Annotated in this window: 1 protein-coding gene; it reads right to left on the bottom strand. The window is 37.0% G+C overall.

The window, feature by feature from the left end:
• The coding region (locus G5B12_RS17070; RefSeq protein ID WP_174088964.1) for a ParA family protein at positions 1–323 on the bottom strand (323 nt) is incomplete at its 3' end.
• Positions 324–611 lie beyond the last annotated feature (288 nt).

Genomic DNA, 611 nt, shown 5'->3' with positions numbered 1-611 from the left:
CTCATTGCATTTACCAACTGTACTTCCGTACCTGCCAGTCCAATGTTAGAACAGATAATATCTATTCCCTCTGCCTGATGTCTGATATAACAGTCTGAAGGAATATCTTCATCTTTCATTACTGCATCCATAAGAGCTGTAAGTGTTTCATTACTGTCATCACAATCACGATATCCAAATCCTGCGGATACATCAGACTGTGGATCGGCATCTACAATCAACACTTTCATATTCTTTTGTGCTAATCCTACTGCTAAATTAGCTGTACATGCGGATTTTCCCGTTCCCCCTTTTTGGTTTACAATAGAAATAATTCTAGCCATTTTTCATCACCTTTCATCGTCGTCAATCAAAAAGAGGACTGAATTAGACAACCGGAATCTATATTCCATGCGAGCTAATTCAGTCCTATAATTACAATAATTCTGTTGTTTTTACTCTTGTCTTACACAAATCCATTTCCAGTCTGGATCTGTAATAATTCATATTCTGGAATGACAGCGCTGCCTTATTTTTCCCTTTTTCAGGGAGTTAAAAATAAGGACTAAATTAGTGCAACCCCTTGTATTTACTGGAGTTTTCTAACTTGTCCTTATTATAACTCGACCATG

The organism is Blautia sp. MSK.20.85, from assembly GCF_013317245.1.
GTDB lineage: Bacteria > Bacillota > Clostridia > Lachnospirales > Lachnospiraceae > Blautia_A.
Note: the sequence above shows the minus strand (reverse complement) of the source record. Positions and strands in the feature narration are given on the sequence as shown.